At 67.8% G+C, this 13,803-nt stretch carries 15 protein-coding genes; 6 read left to right on the top strand and 9 right to left on the bottom strand.

Annotation, left to right across the window (positions count from 1 at the left end; all coding sequences use genetic code 11):
* Positions 1 to 89 precede the first annotated feature (89 nt).
* Entirely contained in the window at positions 90 to 1,844 is a 1,755-nt protein-coding gene (locus ABIB29_RS00235) for a multicopper oxidase family protein (RefSeq protein WP_354168950.1), read from the bottom strand.
* Positions 1,845 to 2,277: 433 nt separating this feature from the next.
* A complete protein-coding gene (locus ABIB29_RS00230) occupies positions 2,278 to 4,362 on the bottom strand; it encodes a PhoX family protein (RefSeq protein WP_354168947.1) in 2,085 nt (694 codons plus the stop codon).
* 209 nt (positions 4,363 to 4,571) lie between these two features.
* Here ABIB29_RS00230 and ABIB29_RS00225 point away from each other — a divergent pair, with 209 nt between their 5' ends.
* Positions 4,572 to 4,973 carry a VOC family protein gene (locus tag ABIB29_RS00225; RefSeq protein ID WP_354168945.1) on the top strand — a complete coding sequence of 134 codons (402 nt, stop codon included), beginning with the start codon at positions 4,572 to 4,574 and terminating at the stop codon, positions 4,971 to 4,973.
* A 185-nt stretch (positions 4,974 to 5,158) separates the two neighbouring features.
* Here ABIB29_RS00225 and ABIB29_RS00220 read toward each other — a convergent pair whose 3' ends face one another.
* The 6 genes from ABIB29_RS00220 to ABIB29_RS00195 form a co-directional block, all read right to left on the bottom strand.
* A complete protein-coding gene (locus ABIB29_RS00220) occupies positions 5,159 to 5,680 on the bottom strand; it encodes a MarR family winged helix-turn-helix transcriptional regulator (protein ID WP_354168942.1) in 522 nt (173 codons plus the stop codon).
* Between the two features lie 78 nt (positions 5,681 to 5,758).
* Positions 5,759 to 6,751, bottom strand: coding sequence for an o-succinylbenzoate synthase (locus ABIB29_RS00215; RefSeq protein WP_354168939.1), 993 nt, complete (start codon positions 6,749 to 6,751; stop codon positions 5,759 to 5,761).
* 3 nt (positions 6,752 to 6,754) lie between these two features.
* Positions 6,755 to 6,910 (bottom strand): hypothetical protein, encoded by a 156-nt coding sequence (locus tag ABIB29_RS00210; RefSeq protein ID WP_354168936.1) that lies wholly within the window; start codon positions 6,908 to 6,910, stop codon positions 6,755 to 6,757.
* Positions 6,911 to 6,913: 3 nt separating this feature from the next.
* Complete coding sequence (locus ABIB29_RS00205) at positions 6,914 to 7,723, bottom strand: class E sortase (protein ID WP_502915527.1); 810 nt, start codon at positions 7,721 to 7,723, stop codon at positions 6,914 to 6,916.
* Positions 7,724 to 7,737: 14 nt separating this feature from the next.
* Positions 7,738 to 8,262, bottom strand: a complete 525-nt coding sequence (locus tag ABIB29_RS00200) for a DUF6993 domain-containing protein (RefSeq protein WP_354168933.1) — start codon at positions 8,260 to 8,262, stop codon at positions 7,738 to 7,740.
* A gap of 137 nt (positions 8,263 to 8,399) precedes the next feature.
* The gene (locus tag ABIB29_RS00195; RefSeq protein ID WP_354168931.1) at positions 8,400 to 9,767 is read right to left on the bottom strand and encodes a phenylacetate--CoA ligase family protein; all 1,368 of its coding nucleotides are present in this window, start codon (positions 9,765 to 9,767) and stop codon (positions 8,400 to 8,402) included.
* A 289-nt stretch (positions 9,768 to 10,056) separates the two neighbouring features.
* On the opposite strand from ABIB29_RS00195, the gene ABIB29_RS00190 reads away from it, so the two are divergent.
* Positions 10,057 to 10,395 (top strand): heavy-metal-associated domain-containing protein, encoded by a 339-nt coding sequence (locus tag ABIB29_RS00190; RefSeq protein WP_354168928.1) that lies wholly within the window; start codon positions 10,057 to 10,059, stop codon positions 10,393 to 10,395.
* 56 nt (positions 10,396 to 10,451) lie between these two features.
* On the opposite strand, the gene ABIB29_RS00185 is transcribed toward ABIB29_RS00190, so the two are convergent.
* Positions 10,452 to 10,844, bottom strand: a complete 393-nt coding sequence (locus tag ABIB29_RS00185; RefSeq protein ID WP_354168925.1) for a hypothetical protein — start codon at positions 10,842 to 10,844, stop codon at positions 10,452 to 10,454.
* Between the two features lie 205 nt (positions 10,845 to 11,049).
* Between ABIB29_RS00185 and ABIB29_RS00180 the strand changes: the two genes are divergently transcribed.
* The 4 genes from ABIB29_RS00180 to ABIB29_RS00165 all read left to right on the top strand — a co-directional run bounded on the left by ABIB29_RS00180 (position 11,050) and on the right by ABIB29_RS00165 (position 13,790).
* Positions 11,050 to 11,523 (top strand): hypothetical protein, encoded by a 474-nt coding sequence (locus ABIB29_RS00180; protein WP_354168922.1) that lies wholly within the window; start codon positions 11,050 to 11,052, stop codon positions 11,521 to 11,523.
* A gap of 131 nt (positions 11,524 to 11,654) precedes the next feature.
* The gene (locus ABIB29_RS00175; RefSeq protein ID WP_354168919.1) at positions 11,655 to 12,296 is read left to right on the top strand and encodes a DUF305 domain-containing protein; all 642 of its coding nucleotides are present in this window, start codon (positions 11,655 to 11,657) and stop codon (positions 12,294 to 12,296) included.
* Between the two features lie 89 nt (positions 12,297 to 12,385).
* Positions 12,386 to 13,267, top strand: a complete 882-nt coding sequence (locus tag ABIB29_RS00170; protein WP_354168916.1) for a F510_1955 family glycosylhydrolase — start codon at positions 12,386 to 12,388, stop codon at positions 13,265 to 13,267.
* A gap of 112 nt (positions 13,268 to 13,379) precedes the next feature.
* Positions 13,380 to 13,790 (top strand): four-helix bundle copper-binding protein, encoded by a 411-nt coding sequence (locus tag ABIB29_RS00165; RefSeq protein WP_354168913.1) that lies wholly within the window; start codon positions 13,380 to 13,382, stop codon positions 13,788 to 13,790.
* Positions 13,791 to 13,803 lie beyond the last annotated feature (13 nt).

The following is a 13,803-nucleotide window of genomic DNA, read 5'->3' as shown; positions in this document are numbered from 1 at the left end:
CCCTCACGTCCGACCGTCAAAGGGCAAACGCTCCCTCACGTCCCTCCCGAAGTCTGCGGCATGTGTGGGAGCGTCCGCGGGCGGGGTGGCTAGGCGATGACGTAGCGCTGCATCATGTCGTTGTCCTCGTGTTCGAGGATGTGGCAGTGCCATACGTATGGCCCGGTGAACGAGGTCTGGAAAGCGGTCACGGACCCGCCCGCGTTCGCGCCGAACGGTACAACGATCCGGGTGACCTCTCCCGGCATGGCTACGACGGTGTCCTTCCACCCCTGTTCGTTGGCAGGGGGTACCTGCGGGCCGCCTCTCAGGAACGCGGCAACGGGTGGTGGCGGGAAGGAACCGGTGCCGGGCGCCAACGGTTGCGGCCCGTAATTGGCGGCCAGATATCCCGCAGAGTCGAACTTCTGCCTGTTGAGCAACTGGAACTGGGTGAAGTGCAAGTGGATCGGGTGAGCGTCGACGGTGGTGTTGACCAAATCCCACCGTTCGAGGGTGTCTGTGCCGACGTTTGTGGTCGCGCCCGGGGCCTCAAACTTCCTGTTGTTCAGCAACGCCATGAGCGGAGAACCAAACGTGTTAAGGTTCTCAACCATCGTCATGGTCCGGACTACTGCAACCGGCCGGGCCGCGGTGGCCAGCGGCCTGATGGGCACTGCGCGCAGAGTTGCAGGCAGCGGCGCTGTCCACCCGGGTGCACTCGTCACCGAGAACTGCATGATCTGAGGAAGGGGCAAACCACCTCGCCTCACTGCGCGCGGACCTCCAGGGAACGGAACACGGGCGTCGTTAGTGAGAACGACCTTGGCGCCCGGCTTCATCCCGGCAAAGTCGATCACGATGTCGGCGCGTTCGCCGGGGCCGAGCAACAGCGTTCTAAGGGGAACGGGAGCGTTAAGGAGGCCGCCATCCGAGCCGATCTGGAAGAACGTGTTGGCAGGGCCGGCGGACTTGAGACTGAGGCTGTAGAAACGCGCATTGGACCCGTTGTAGACGCGGAACCGGTACTTGCCCCGGGCGACGTCGAGGTTCGGCCACACTTTGCCGTTGACCGTTGCCACGTCGCCGAAGAATTCGGGGGCCCAAGGCCGGCCAACCGTTCCAGGATTTTCGTTGGGCGGGTAAAGGAATGTCCCGTCGCCGTTGAACATACGATCTTGGATTATCAGCGGCTCCTCGAACGGGGCAGGGGGCAGGCCCGTCGTGCCGTCGCCGGGGTCATCGCCGTTGCGAACCAGGTAGCCGCCGGCAAGTCCCGCGAACACGTTGAGCCTCGTGATGCCCACGGCATGATCGTGATACCAGAGACCAGCAGCCTCCTGCGTGTTCCCGTAATGGTAGGTCTTCGATTCGCCAGTTACGAAGGTGTCGGTGGGGTCGCCGTCGTTGCCCGGGCTGGTGTTCCCACCATGCAGGTGGATGGAGGCCCGTGGGGCGGTGGCGTCGGCGGCGGCGACGCCGTCGAGTCCGTAGTCGATGGCGGACGCCAGCGGGTGCGCGCCGAGACTATTTACCATTGTCAGGTCGAACGGGACACCCTGCTTCGCTACGATGACGGGGCCGAGGTAGTTCTGCGAGACGGCACCGCCCCGGTAGGCATACGTCGGTGTCGCGGCCATCGCGCTGTGGAATTGATGGGTTGCGTTGACCATCTCGATGGTTGCGCTGCCACCGTCCGTAGCATCGATGACGCCCAGGTCCGCCAGGGTCGGCAGTTGCTCGGTGAAGGGTGTGACCCCTGCTGGAACGGCCGCGGAGGCCGCCGTTGTGATGACCGGCGCCAGTAACAAACCTGCGCCGGCCGCAGCGCCGGCCTCAAGCAGAGTTCGCCTTGTGATGTCCATATCAAACGATCCCCCGGCTAGTCGGTTTCCCCGAATGAGTCGAAGGATACGGGCCTAACCGTGTCAGCGCACGAGTAGCACCAATGCGGATCTGGACGGACCCAACACTTGGTTCGTGGCCGGAAACACCTGCGCCTCCCAGTTGAGTCAGGAACGTGAACCGGCCGCCGCGAACAAACGCTCCCTCACGTACCGCCATCGAAATGCGGAACGTGAGGGAGCGTCAACCGGAAACCCGCCAAACGTGAGGGAGCGTCGGGCCGGAAACCCGCCAAACGTGAGGGAGCGTCGGGCCGGAAACCCGCCAAACGTGAGGGAGCGTCAACCGGAAACCCGCCAAACGTGAGGGAGCGTCAACCGGAAACCCGCCAAACGTGAGGGAGCGTCAACCGGAAACCCGCCAAACGTGAGGGAGCGCCGGAAGGGGGAAGGGTCAGGCGTCGGTGCGGAAGACCTGGACCACCGAGGGGCGCGGGGCGCGGACCTGGCCCCGGGCCGGCGTCGTGCCTGCCGGGACGTAGTCCGGGAAGAAGGACAGCTGCGCGTCGAAGGTGCCGTCCTCGCCCGGGTGCTGCACGGAGACGAAGACCGTGCGTTCCTCGTCGCGGATGATCGGTCCGCAGGTCTCGGCGTCGCGCGGGACGGCGAGGAACTGCTCCACGCGGCCGCGTTCGGCGCCGTCGAGGGTGACCTTGAACAGCCCGTCGGCCTTGCCGATGCCGGAGGGGGCGCCGTCGGTGGAGATCCAGAGGTTGCCGACCGAGTCGAACGCGAGGTTGTCCGGGCAGGAGATGGGCGAGACCTGGTCCACCGGGAAGCCGGAGAAGTAGGTCACGTCGCCGGAAGCCGGATCGCCGCAGACCATCAGCAGGTTCCAGGTGAACTTCGTGGAGGTCTGGCCGCCGGTCTCGGTGATTTCCACGATGTGGCCGTCGCGGTTGGCGTTGCGGGGGTTGACCTCGGTGGCGCCTTCCTTGCCGATCTTGCCGCGGTCGGAGTTGTTGGTGCAGGCCACGTAGACCTTGCCGGTGTGCAGGCTGGGCTCGACGTCCTCGCAGCGGTCCATCTTGGTGGGGCCCACCTTGTCCGCGGCCAGGCGCGTGTACACCAGCACCTCCTCGACGGACATTCCGGGCACCTTGGACGCACCGCCGACGACGAGCGGCAGCCATTCGCCGGTGCCGTCGAACCCGCCGTCGGACGGGACCGCACCGGTCCCGGTGATCTCGAGGGCCGGGGAGTTGCCGCTGAACCGCGCCACGTAAAGGTCGCCCTCAGAGAGCAGGGTCATGTTGTGCTTGCGGTCGCCTTCACGGTACTTCGCGGCGGAGACGAACTTGTAGAGGTAGTCGAAGCGCTCGTCGTCGCCCATGTAGGCCACCACATGGCCGGATTCGGCCACGATCACGTTGGCGCCCTCGTGCTTGAACCGGCCCAGGGAGGAGTGCTTCTTCGGGGTGGAGGTGGGATCGAACGGGTCGACTTCCACGATCCAGCCGAAGCGGTTGGCCTCGTTTTCGTAGCCGGAGTTGCGGGTGTCGAAGCGCGGGTCATCGAGCTCCCACTGGCGCGCCGTGGGCTTGTTGGTGAGCCCGTAGCGCTTGTCTTCGGCCGAGGTGCCGGGCGTAACGAAGTACCCGTTGAAGTTCTCCTCGCCGGAGAGGATGGTGCCCCAGGGGGTGGTGCCGCCGGAGCAGTTGCCCAGCGTGCCGAGGATGCTGCGGCCGGAGGGGTCGGCAACGGTGCGGACCAGCGAGGAGCCGGCCACCGGGCCGGTGAGCTGGTACGGCGTCGAGTTCAGGTAGCGGCGGTTCAGCCCGGCACCCTTGACGTAGCTCCACGGCTTGTTCTTGTTCTTGCGCTCCAGCTCCACCACGGAGAGCCCGTGCGCGGCGGCGCCGATCGCCCGGACGTCTGCGGCGGGCAGCGAGGCCGGGAACATGATGGCCTCGTTGGTGTATTCGTGGTTGGTGAACAGCACCGCGCGCCGGCCCTTGCTGCCCGGGATCTCGAGGATGTCCGTGTAGTCGTTGTTGTAGCCGAACTGCCGCGCCTGCGCGGCCGCGCTCTGGTTGTCGAGGTCGAAGTCCGGGGCATCGTTGAAGATCGGGTCACCCCAGCGGATCACGGGCTGCCAGGTGAAGCCTTCCGGCACGGTGACGGCGTCGACGGCGGCATCCACCGGGGCGATGGCCGTGAACCGGAGCTTGGAGGCTCCGTAGCCGTTCTTGGCCGCAGCGGACAGGCCCGGACCGCCGTCGGCCACTGCGGCCTCGGGCGAGGCCAGGGCACCGCCGAACGCAACGGCGAGGGCTCCGGCGGCGCCGAAGCCCAGGGCGGCGCGGCGGGACATGGTCGCGGAGGCGATGTCGCGGAAGTAGCTGTTCGAGCTGGTGTTGCAGACCTCGCCGGTGCAGGCGTTGTCGCACTTCAGCGCGCAGGTGACGGCGCTTCGCTTGCCTTTGGTGTGGCCAAGCATGGGGAGCAGGGAGAACTTGCGTCCGGAGGAAACAGACATGGAGGGACCTTCCACGGGTGGATTGGGGGCCTGCCCACCGTTCCAGCCGCGGACGACGCGGAGCCGACTCTTACATGAAGTCCGGGTGAACACCGCGGGCCAAACGAAGGAATCTCGTCAACGGGTCGGTTTCTGGCTGCCATCGCGGCCCCGATACAGCGCCGCCAGCGGGACACCGGCGCCGAAAACCGCGTGTGTAGGCTGTGTGCATGACAGCACCGCAGATCTATGTCAGTTTCCCGGGCACGGCGCGCGAAGCACTCACCTTCTACCGTGACGTCTTCGGCGGAGAGCTATCTCTTCACACCAAGGAGGACTTCGGCAACAGCGACGGCCCGCCGGATCACATCGCCCACGGAGTTCTCAGTGGCACCGTCGCCCTGGCCGGATCGGATGCGCCAGCCGACGGGGAGACGGTCCGGTTCGAAGGCCTCATGCTCTCGTTGCTCGGGACCGCCGAACCGGAGACCCTCCACGAGTGGTTCGACAAGCTTGCCGTCGGCGGCCGCGTGGTCGATCCTCTCGCCCCCAAGCCTTGGGGCGCATCGGATGGCCAGGTGATCGACCGGCACGGACTCCACTGGCTCATCGGCTACGAACCCACACCCTGAGCGAGGCACCGGACGATCGTGGCGGCTTCTTGACCGCTTCGCGCTCGACGACGACATGTTCCGGATCTCGGCGCTGCCTCCGACATGGCTTCGGCCGCCACACCTGAGGGAGCGTCCCCCCGAAACCCGCCACACCTGAGGGAGCGTCCCCCCGACACCCGCCACACCTGAGGGAGCGTCGGGGGTTAGTCCTCTTCCGGGGAGCTGGCGGCGGCCATCAGCCGCTGGCCGATCCCTTCGAGGAATTCGGCGATGTCCACAATGCTCTCCTCCGAGGAGGCCTGGAGCAGGGCCCCGGCGGCCGCGGCGAAGTGGTCGTTGGCCCACTGCATCGCCTCGGTCCCTTCCGGGCTCAGGTGCAGCAGCACGCTGCGCCGGTCCGTGGGGTTGGGCTTGCGCACCATAAAGCCCTTGGATTCCAGCCGGTCCACCATCGCGGTGACCGAGCCGGTGGTGATGTTCAGCGCCTTGCCCAGGTCCTTGGGGGTGAGCCCGTCCACCTCGCCCACGAAGGCCATCGCATTGATGTCGATCGTGCCGATCCCCAGTTTTTCGGACAGCCGGATCCGGAGCGCATAGGTCCCCGTGTCAACGCGCCGCAGGCCCTGGACAATGCGGAGCAGCCCGGCTTGGTGGGTCGCGTCGTGGCCCTCCGCAGGCGTGGCCTTGGCCAGCTCGTTAACGTGCTGGGGTACCGGGGTGGTCATGACGAATCTTCCGTTCTAAAGCTAATTCCGGCGGCAACGTCGCCGCGTCCGCAACCACTTTACTCGCACCCGGGTGCGTCACCCGTCGGCGGCCAGCACCGCGTGGACCCGGCGCAGGCGCTCCAGCCACCAGTCCCGGCGCTCCGGCGCGGCCGCGTATTCCGACAGCAGCCCCGGATCGGCGGCGACTTCGCGGACCCGGATGGCGCCGTCGTCAGGCACCAGGGAGTCCCGGGTGACGTCGGCGGCGAGCAGCGACACGGTCCCCAGCCCGCAGGCGTACGGCAGGTCCGGCAGCGCGGCGGCGAGCGCCAGTCCGGCGCGGATTCCCACGGAGGTGTCCAGCGCTGAGCTGACGACGGCGGGGAGCCCGGCCTGCGCCACGATGTCCAGGGCGCGCCGCACTCCCCCCAGCGGTGCCACCTTCACGACGATCAGGTCCGCTGCGCCGGCGCGGGCCACCTTGAGCGGGTCGTCCTCCTTGCGCACGCTTTCGTCCGCGGCGATCAGCACCGGGATCCCCGCGTCGCGCAGCCGGCGGCGGACCTCGGCGAGGCCGGCGATGTCCGGCACCGGTTGTTCGGCGTATTCCAGCCCGACGTCGGCCAGCCGGGTCAGTGCCTCGACGGCGGCCGGGACGTCCCAGCCGCCGTTCGCGTCCACCCGGATCGCGGCGTTCGGCAAAGCCGCGCGGACCGCGGCGACCCGGGCGGCGTCGTCGTCGAGGCTCTGCCCGGGCTCCGCCACCTTGATCTTGACGGCGTCCACCCGGCCGAAGCGGGCCAGGATCTCCGGGACCCGGTCCGCGGCGACCGCCGGAACCGTGGCGTTGACGGGAATCAGCGTACGGACCGGCGCGGGGAAGCCCTGCCAGCCGGCCTCAATGGCGGCGGCGAGCCAGCGGGAGGCTTCCGGGTCGCCGTACTCCGGGAACGGGCAGAATTCACCCCAGCCCAGCGGACCGTCCAGCAGCAGGGCCTCGCGCTGGACGATGCCGCGGAACTTCACCCGCATCGGCAGGCTCACCACATGGGCGCCGGCGAGCAGTTCCTCCAAAGACGGGAGCTGCACCGGTCAGCCCACCGTCGCGTCGGTCAGGTTGGTGATGTCGGCCAGCCAGGGGAAGACAAAGTCGACCAGCAGAAACAGCGCCCCCGCGAGGAGAGCGGCGGAGAGCAGGATCCTCAGCCAGAGCGGCCCGGGGAGGTGCTGAAAAAGCCAAAGGTACATGGTCTAGCCTTTCCCCTGCAGTGCGGCGAGTTGTTTGGCGATGGGTGCCGGGGGCCCGGCGCTGAGCGGCTGCCAGGATTCGAAGGCCGAGTAGGCGATGATGCGCTCCTCGGACCCGAAGCGCGGATTGCAGCTGGTCATGGTCAGCAGCCGCTGCTCCGGCACCGCCCCGGGCTGGGTGGGCACGGGCGCGATCACGTCGGTCCGGTCCGGCAGGACGATCTCCTGGTTCCGGAAGACGTAGGTGTAGAACCCGTCGGCGGTCTGGACGTAGATTTTGTCCCCGGGCACCAGGGTATGGATGTTGTCCAGCACCGCGCCGTGCGTCTGGCGGTGGCCTGCCACCACAAAGTTCCCCACGGCCCCGGGCATCGCCGTGCCCGCGTAGCGGCCCAGGCCCAGGGTGTCGATCACGTCGCTGCTGGTGCCCTCGATGATCGGGCGGCTGTAGTCGGCTCCGAAGCGGGGGATGTAGACGACTCCGATTGCCGCCCCGTGGGCCGGCGCGTTACCGACCGGCACGGTGGCGGGGTCTACGGGCGCCGCGGGATCCGCCGGGGCAGCCCCGCTGCCGGACGGGTCAGCCGGGATCGGTGCCTGGTGCTCCTGGACGAATTGCTTCACGGCAGCACCCTGGGCCGCGTCCGCCTCGACGTTGGTCCACCACAATTGCCAGGCGACGAAGAGGCCTGCGATCACGCCGAGGGTGATCAGCAGTTCGCCGGCCACCTGGACAGCCATCAGCGAGCGCCGCGGGCGGGTGCGGCGGGTTTCCTGCGCAATCCCGGCGCGGCGGTTCAGTACCTTCGTCATGCCACTCCTGTTAGCTACCGCTGGACGCTGCCGATAAAGCATCGCCCGTTCGGAAGAACCGGCAAGACTGACGTTGCCACAGTTCCGGACCGGACCTGCGCCAACACACATTCGTTCTCGCCCAGGACGCCGACCTCGACGGCGTCGGCGGCCAGTCCGGTGGGGGTGCGCGACGCCGACACCTCGACGGCGGCCGGGGCGAACCCCGCTGCGGAGAGGATTTCGCGGATTTGCGCCGTGGTGGGTTGCGGCGATGACGCGAGCAATGCCTGCAGCGCCGCCTCCACCGCAGAGGAAACGCCGGACGGAGCGGGGGTGGCGGCAGAAGCAGCGGGCGGGACAGCCTCCGCGGGTGCCGGCGCCGCGCTCACCGAGCCGGCTGAGCCGGAGGGGCCGGAGGACACCGTGGGCGCGGGGGCCGAGCACGCGGCCATCCCGATCGCCAGGGGCAAGACCGCAGCCACCAGGCCCACGTGCACGCGTCCACTGAACCGGCGGCCGCGGGGGCGGCGGAGCGGGGCGGGGTCGCGGGAAGTCATCGGGATCATCCTTTCATACCGGGGCTGGAGTGCCGGCCCCGATGACGTGCCCACACCTCCGCTCCCGGACGGGGCTTGGCGCGCCGGCACTGCACGAAATGCGGAAAGTATGACCGCCCGTCCGTTGGAACGACCCATCAGAAAGGCGCCGCGCCCCTTAACCCCCGCACGAAAGGCGCTTTCCCCAGGGCGGTCCGCTCGACGCGTTCCCCAACGTGAACGTCCACCGGGGTGTCTATGACACCGGCCTCCTCCAACGCGGCGGCCACGGCAGTCCGAACCCCCTCGATGGAGGCTCCCGGAGCGAGGCCGACGAGGAGCACGCGCAGCCCCGAGTTCTCCTGGATGACCTGCCACCCCGAAGCAGCGGCCTGGTCCAGAACATGGTGGAACACGATTGGATGGACACCTACATGGCCTGCCTTGCCTGGGAGCTGGAGGACGTCTTCGATCCGCCCTTCGATGTCCTCCAGAATGGTGAAGGAGCGGCCGCAGGGGCATCCTCGTCCCCCCAATCTCACGGTGTCGGACATTTCGTAGCGGATCAGCGGAAGGGTGCGGGAGAACAGGACTGTGACGAGGAGCTTGGCCCCGGTTGTCCCCGGCGGCACGGGGTTTCCGTTCCGGTCGACGGGCTCGATGATCAGCAGGTCCTCGTAAACGTGGCGGTTCCCATAGATACAGGGGGACGCGATTCCGGCCGTTTCAGTGGCTGCGTAGACATCGAAGGGTGTGCTTCCCCATGCCGCCTCCAGTCCAGAGGCGGTGTGTGGGCTGAGCACTTCGGAGGCGGACATCACGCCTTCGGGTGAGATGTGCAGGCGTCCGGCGAGCTGCTCTGCCGCCAGCGGTTTGAGTGCTGAGGCGTAGCCGACCAGGACCCTGGGCTGGAACCGGTTCAGCGCGGCGACCGTCTCATCGATCGGCGCCGTGACGTCCAGGCGGAGGGTGGGGACGAGCCCGGAGCGCAACGAGGCACCGACGACGGCGGACTGGTGCGTGGGGACGCGGGAGCTCACCAACGCCATTTTCAGGGGGCGGGCAGGGCCGACGGGGATCCCGGCCCAATCGTTGGCCCGGGTGTAGGAGGCAAGGATCGTCCCCCATTCGGAACGGTTCCAGACGAAAGTTCCGCGCCGGCCCGTGGTCCCGGCGGTTGCCGCCGTCCACCACCGGCCCTTCCACGGCAGCCCCGGGTCTCCCCCGCGTTCCGTCAGGGACCGCAGATGGTGCTCCAGATCCGCCAGCCTCACGTCCGGTGTGGTAACAGCCTCGTCGAAGTGGTTCATCAGGTCCGCTTTGGTCACGGACGGCAGCTGGTCCAGGGGAGCATCGTGCAGGCCTGCGTGATGGCGCCGGTAGAACTCGGAGCCGGCGTAGGCTGCGCGGCGCAGCTCCCGCAGGGCGTGGTCCTGGTGGGCAGCGATCCGGGGCGCGTCCCAGTGGTCCCGCCTCCGCCACGCGCCCCGCAGGAACAACACCCGGGACACGAGGCGGAGGTCCATGGCCGGGTTGCCTAGCGGTTCCCGGCACTGGCCCGCGGCCGCTCAGAGAACTGCTCGAGTTCAGGAGGTATGCCCATGCCCTGAGTATCGCCCCGGCCCGGCTGATGGAGTAGAGCCTGAAGACCCCCGGCGTGGAACGGCGGCTCGGTGGTGCCTTGACTCTTGCGACCGATACCCCCTAGGGGTATCATTGGACTGTTGTCAGTGACGTGGTTTGTCCGGCCCCGGGCCGCTACAGCCGTTCAACCACAACAGCCCCCTTTATCCCTCGCTTCGAAGGAAAACTGACATGTGCGGAACAACCGAAACACGAACCCAACTCCCTCTGGCCTCCACTGCGGAACACGGCTGCAGCTGCTGCGGCCCCGCGGCCGAAACGCAGGCTCCGGCAGCGGAAACGTCGGAGGCCCAGGCGTCCGGCGCGCAGTACGCCGTGGAAGGGCTGACCTGCGGGCACTGCGTCCAGACCGTCGAAAAGGCCGTGTCCCGGGTATCCGGGGTCCAGTCAGTGGCCGTAGACCTGGTCCCGGGCGGCACCTCGCGCCTCAGCGTCACCGGCACCGCAGACCATGAGGCGCTAACTGAGGCTGTGCGCGCCTCCGGCTACGTCCTGACCGGCGCGAAATAGAGTTTCCACGTCCTTGGCTCCGGTCAAGGACGTGGTTCCCGCGTGCCCAGGCGTGTTCAGTGGCCTCCGGTGTGCTCGCCGGTGTGGCCCGGGGTGGGTACGGGGCCCGGGGTCACGTCCGCTCCGGTGCCGCTGATTGCCGGGCCAATGACAAACGCTGACAGGGAGAACATGGCAGCGAAGACGGCCAGTCCCAGCGCCGGCGCGACCCAGCTGCCGAACCGGCGGTAGAGGCGCACCAGCATGGGAATGGATGCCAGAAGCCCGAGCACCCCGAAGAGTGCGGTGCCGCCGGACCCGGCCACCAGTGCGGTTCCGGCGAGCAGTCCGATGTGGTGCAGCACGTGTGGAAGGAGGCCCATGAGCAGGCCCACCGCCCCGACCACCGTGTGCCACAGCGAGTGGAGCCTGCCCCGGACCGTCCTGGGTACACCGTCGTCGCCGCCCACGAGCGCCGCCCTCCGCCAAATCCTGCAACTGTTGCCCTTAGTGTGGTCCGCGCAAGGTTTTTCCCGCAAGATCGAAAGTCCCGACCACGTGCACCGGCCGGCGGCAGAAACAGAATCCGGTACAGGATCGTTGTACCGGTAGGCGCCCTTCCGCAGGGCCGGTAGCCTTGAAACAGATAGCCCGCCACAGGAAGGAAGGACCGTCATGACCGCACCGGCACACACCGCCGCGATCGCGTTCCTTCGCTTTGCGGGCCTGCTTACCGCCGTCCTGGCCCTCATCGCCGGGATTTTGGGTATGCACGTCATGACCGCGACCCATGCCATGCACTCCCCGGCCGCGGCGGCAGCAACTATCAGCGCCGCCCATCAGGACTCACCCCGTGCCGGCCACGCGGGAGAACATCCTGCGGGACCATCCCCGGAGATGCCCGCAGCGCAGGACGAAGCGGTTGCCCGGACCGTGCAGTGCACGGACTCGAACCACTGCACCAGCAGGCAGTCCATGACCGCATCCTGCACCCCGTCGGCGAAAACCGGTTCCTTGGCAGCCCCGCTGCCGGGCACCGGAGTCATCGCCCGGCACACCAACCCAGGGATGCAGAGCACTATGGGCGCGCTTTGGTCCTATCTTCCCGGCAGCCCTTCACCGGGCCGGCTCTGCATCAGCCGAACGTAAAACAGGGGCCCCGCGCTGTGACCTGACCGGCGCCCGTTCCTGCCTGACTCGCTTCTGAGCCGGGCGCATCGCTAATGCACTCACCCTTGGCGCCCACGCGCCCCCTAATGTCCTAAAGGACTTGAAAAGCCATGATGAACACAAAGTTTCTGACCCTTTCCTCGGCCGCCATCGCCGGGGCACTCGCCCTCGCCGGCTGCTCAACCAGCCCCTCCGCACCGCCCGTCACGTCCAGCAGCCCTGCCTCCTCTGCCAGCTCGATGCCGGGAATGGACCCGGGCGCCGGGATGATGTCCAGCAGTGCACCGGCTGTCGCTGCCGAACACAATGAAGCCGACACCATCTTCGCCCAGAGAATGATCCCGCACCACGAACAGGCCGTGGAAATGAGCGAGACGATACTCCAGAAGAACGACATCCCCGCGTCGGTCACCGACCTGGCCACACGGATCAAAGCAGCCCAGGCACCGGAAATCGAAACGATGGCCGGCTGGCTCACGGCCTGGAACGAATCCCCGACCATGGGTGCCGGCCACAACAAGGACGGCATGATGGGCGAGGATGACATGAAGCAGCTCGACGTCGCCCAGGGCACCGAAGCGGCCAAGCTCTTCCTGACGCAGATGGTTGCGCACCACCAGGGCGCGGTCATCATGGCCCGGACCGAAATGTCCCAGGGCAAGAACGCCGACGCGGTCCAACTAAGCAAAGACATCGTGACCGCCCAGGAAGCCGAAATCAAGGAAATGCAGGACCTGCTGGCCACTCTCTGACCGGTGTGTCCTCCGGCGCCGGACCCTCACGGGCCGGCGCACGGGCCGGCGCCCACCCCCGCCACACCCACTGAATCCCTGGAGCCCCCATGCCTATTCCCTCCCGCCCCCGCGTCCGCGCCGCAGCTGCTCTGGCATCCGCCGCCGGCCTCATCCTTGCCCTGTCAGCATGCAGCCCGTCCGCCGTCACGGCAGGCCCCTTCCCCTCAGGCAGCACCGGCAGTCCCCTGCCGGACGCGCACGTTCACGGGCTGAGCGTCAGCAGCACAACCGGCCAGGTGCTCCTGGCCACCCACGATGGCCTGTTCGACGTCACGAACCAACCCGCTGCCAAAATCGGCCCCACCAACGACCTGATGGGCTTCACCGGCGGCACCGACCACGGGGTCCTCTACGCTTCCGGACACCCCGGACAAGGCTCCGACCTGGCCAACCCGCTCGGGCTGATCAAATCCACCGACGGCGGTAAAACCTGGGAAAAGCTCTCCCGTCAGGGCGAATCCGACTTCCACGCACTCACCGCGACCAAATCCGGCATCGTCGGCTTCGACGGCGCACTGCGCACCAGCCCGGACGGGAAAACCTGGAACAGCGTGGCTGCCGATTTCGTCCCGGCCGCACTCGCCGGAAACCCCACCAGCGACACTGTCCTGGCAACCACTCCACAAGGGATCCGCCGGTCAACGGACGGCGGTAAGACCTGGAGTACGGTAAGTGCCGCACCCGTGGTCCAGTTTGCCGCCTTCGCCAGCCCCGCCGAGGCGGTCGGGATCGAACCCGACGGGACAATCCACGTCTCGGCGGACGCCGGCGCGACCTGGTCCCGAAAGGGCAAAATCCAGGACACGGTCCAGGCTGTGGCAGCAGTCAAGGGCGCGGAGGCAGGCCTTACCATCTGGGCCGCCACGGCCAGCGGGCTCCTCGTCTCCACCGACGGCGGAGTCACGTTCCGGCCCGCCGGCGCCTCCTGACCCCACCCCGGGTGGCTGTCCTGAGAAGGGATGACGGCGTGAGCGTCACGGGATTAGGGTGGGCATGACGGCCGGGCTGGCCGGCCGCCCGTCACCCGTGAGGAGCTGCATCATGACCCACCACATCACTGCCATGCTCGACGTTCACCCGCAGGCTGCGGAAGGTGCGGAGAAAACAATGCTGGCCGAATGCGTCGCCGCGTGCTTTGAGTGCGCCATGACCTGCACAGCTTGCGCTGACGCGTGCTTGGCCGAAGACATGGTTGCCGACCTTGTCCCGTGCATCCGCATGGATCTGGACTGCGCGGACATCTGTGCCGCCACCGGTGCTGTCATGACCCGCCAAACAGCGTCCAACGCGGGCATCAGCCACGCAATTCTGGAGGCCTGCCGCACCGCCTGCGCCGCCTGTGCCGAAGAGTGCGAGAAGCACTCCGGTATGCACGAGCACTGCAGGATCTGCGCCGAGGCCTGCCGCCGGTGCGAAACAGCCTGCGCCTCTCTCCTCGCCGCCTTGGCCTGAGTACCAGGTAGCC

Origin of the sequence: Arthrobacter sp. UYEF36, from assembly GCF_040547025.1 — a bacterium.
In the GTDB taxonomy this organism is placed as follows: Bacteria; Actinomycetota; Actinomycetes; order Actinomycetales; family Micrococcaceae; genus Arthrobacter.
Note: the sequence above shows the minus strand (reverse complement) of the source record. Positions and strands in the feature narration are given on the sequence as shown.